Consider the following 2777-nt stretch of genomic DNA (forward strand, 5'->3'; position numbering starts at 1 on the left):
ATGGTTCAGGTGTTGGCCGGAGGGCAGGGCCAGCTTGGTTGAGTTGTTCAGCAGCCCCTAACCGTAGTCTGGGCACTCTAGTACCTAAGTTTCTCTGGTCAACTAGCCCAGAAATCCGCAAGGACATCTTGAAACAGACTGTGCCTTTAAACCAATACAACAGCAGTATCGCAGTCCGCCCCCCTATATCGATTTCAACCACAATTCAAACTCAGTAGATTCATGCTTATTATTAATTGATTTTATCCAGGCACACTCAGTCTCTAGATCACGAAAATCCGTGACTGAGAAAATAAATATCGCATTGGAAAAGTGGTTGATCCTTAGTTTGTTCAACACTCTCACACAAATTTCGGGAATAGAAAGTTTGAAAGCGTTATATTCATCCCCTTTCAAGTTCTCGCCGAGACTAATAATTTCCCTTGAAATATCTCCAAAATATTCTGCACCAAAGAACTCATGACTCCACTCCGCAGGAGACCACTTGTAATACAAACTATCATCAGGATCTTCGATCTGCATCGCCTGCAAGTGCTTTTTAGTGTTGAAAGCAGGCGCTAAACTTTCTATATCTATATCCGAATACAGTGCAAACCCGCAGACATCAGATTCTGGCACTATCGATAGGATATTTTTTATCGTCTTCAAAGATGCCAAGCGGAGATTTTCCTCTAAAGCATCCAAGTCAAAATTATTCATATACCTTCCTTAAGGAAGCAAATCAATAGTCTCATCATCAAAGTGCCGCCCCATTCTTCTTAGCGCTGAACAACTTCCGAAGTCGATCCATTTCCATCTCTGTCAGCTTTCGTCAGCGTGTCATAAAATTTTACCTTTGCAGTACTATGCCCTTTGTAGGAGCCTATATCAGATTTTCTTTCCCCTTGTACCAATCGATATCGTGACGTTCTAAAATTTCTTTACTTTTTGAAAGGTAGCTCTTCATTAATTTACCGCTTCCCTTTAAACACAATGGGTGCGCATGAGGATTGCGCATACCGGCCAGAGCTCCTCCTCCACCAATCTTTTTAATGAACTCCCATTTGAAGTTATCACCGCGCGACCCACAAGGGCTTGACCCACGATAAGGGATTAACTGCGTAACTATAGAGATTTCTCACCCAATAACTCTATCGGATCTTGCGTTACAAACCGCCTACCTACGGATCGTAATACCGGAGCGTATTGTAGTGTGGCCGTCTCGGCATCTAAGCATTGCCCCTGAAACCGAAAGTTCTACTCGATGGCATTCATGGTAAAATCTCATGAGGAAAATTCTCTATTGCTGTCATGATATTATTTTCGGCGGCATGTCCAACAAATATTGCTGAGTATTATTCTTACTCTTACTCTTGACCTTAAATAACAGCCACATAAAACTCGACTTCAATATTAAACCTTTCTTTCTGGATAATCCCTGTAGCAATCCCCAGATGCAACACTCAGGGCTGATGCCATTACATCCTCATTTCAGGCAGCTGCGTTTACCGATCAAGTTAATTTGGATTATAGCGATACTTCAACACTCAGGGCGGTGCCCTTCAAGCTAACGAATGGTGGAGTGTCGAGTTCAGACAGTTGCGGCCCAATGCCCGACTACGATGCCGGGCTTAATGGAGCTAAAAAATCTCCTATCTATAGCTATGATATTCAATGCAAAAAAAATTAGCTGATCAGAAAAATAATTCATACTGAAATCGCAGAATAAATATTTGCAGCTTATAAAACATTAGTACAACTACTAAAAAGCAAATCTTGAGATAAAATAATTATATACTTCTTCATCGTTGATTAATTTTGCAGTTAGGTTTTCCACGGCTTCCGACTCATCACTATCTGTAACAGTGACAAACACAGTGACCACTTCATCTTCACTTTTCTGACGAAATTTCTTAAAAAATCCCTCTTTGACCAATGAGACCAAGACTTTGGCCATAGTAATAAGAGCATTCTCTTTGAAGCTGGAAAAATTTGTTCTTTCGCTGTCTTCTCTGAGATCGCGATTTATCACTTCAAATTCCTCGCCAGCATATCCTTCAAAACCCCACTCTGACGAGGTCCATTTATAATATGCAATATTTTCTTCAGTTCTGTTCTCTTCATCCTCAAAATCGATTTTTTGTTTAAGTCTTTGTAAGGAATTTGCTGCGGGAGCAATCGACATGACGCTGCTATCTACATATAAGACAAAAACATAAAAATGCTCATTTTCGTTGGCTTTACGAATTTCAGTAAAAGCCTTCTTTGCTGCCATGTAAACGCGCGTTTCGAGTATATTCCAATCCATACCGCCCTCTTATGCTAATTCCCAAACACCTCAAATCCCATTTTTTGCAGCTCAACCTTCATAGCCGAAACAGCATCCCCATATGGCAAATCCTTTCTTGTAATTACATTAGCAGCTGCTTCCAGCTTAGAAGCAGCCAGTATTGCATTGGCTATGTTGTGGCCTTGGTTTTCAGCCCACATCATGGCCACTGGATCTATATTGTACCGGCCCAACACTGTCCGGCTTCTTCCAACGCTTTCTGCATCAGTGGAGACTTTCCAAACGATCCCTTAAATACAATGTGGTGCGCATGCGGCCTAACCATCGAACTTGGAGGAGCCGTTCCTGTAGCTTTGGAATAATAAGCCCCCCAATCCTTATCGGCGCAAAGGTCCCAAGGTCTATCCAAGCAGCCGGGTTGGTTGCATACTCATAAAGATTATCCCCACCCAACAACCCTATCGGATCTTGCGTTACAGACCGCCCTACCTGTGGATCGTAATACCGG

Annotated in this window: 4 protein-coding genes; all 4 read right to left on the minus strand. The window is 42.1% G+C overall.

Annotated elements, in window-relative coordinates; all coding sequences use genetic code 11:
• Positions 1–183: 183 nt before the first annotated feature.
• The 4 genes from OGL93_RS22065 to OGL93_RS22080 all read right to left on the minus strand — a co-directional run bounded on the left by OGL93_RS22065 (position 184) and on the right by OGL93_RS22080 (position 2725).
• Positions 184–699 carry a DUF4303 domain-containing protein gene (locus tag OGL93_RS22065; protein WP_263265152.1) on the minus strand — a complete coding sequence of 172 codons (516 nt, stop codon included), beginning with the start codon at positions 697–699 and terminating at the stop codon, positions 184–186.
• Positions 700–1741: 1042 nt separating this feature from the next.
• On the minus strand, positions 1742–2287 hold the full coding sequence (locus OGL93_RS22070) for a DUF4303 domain-containing protein (protein ID WP_263265153.1): 546 nt from the start codon (positions 2285–2287) through the stop codon (positions 1742–1744).
• 14 nt (positions 2288–2301) lie between these two features.
• The gene (locus OGL93_RS22075; protein ID WP_263265154.1) at positions 2302–2472 is read right to left on the minus strand and encodes a hypothetical protein; all 171 of its coding nucleotides are present in this window, start codon (positions 2470–2472) and stop codon (positions 2302–2304) included.
• A 61-nt stretch (positions 2473–2533) separates the two neighbouring features.
• On the minus strand, positions 2534–2725 hold the full coding sequence (locus OGL93_RS22080) for a hypothetical protein (RefSeq protein WP_263265155.1): 192 nt from the start codon (positions 2723–2725) through the stop codon (positions 2534–2536).
• Positions 2726–2777 lie beyond the last annotated feature (52 nt).

It is taken from the genome of Pseudomonas sp. RIT-PI-S, assembly GCF_025642975.1.
In the GTDB taxonomy this organism is placed as follows: Bacteria; Pseudomonadota; Gammaproteobacteria; order Pseudomonadales; family Pseudomonadaceae; genus Aquipseudomonas.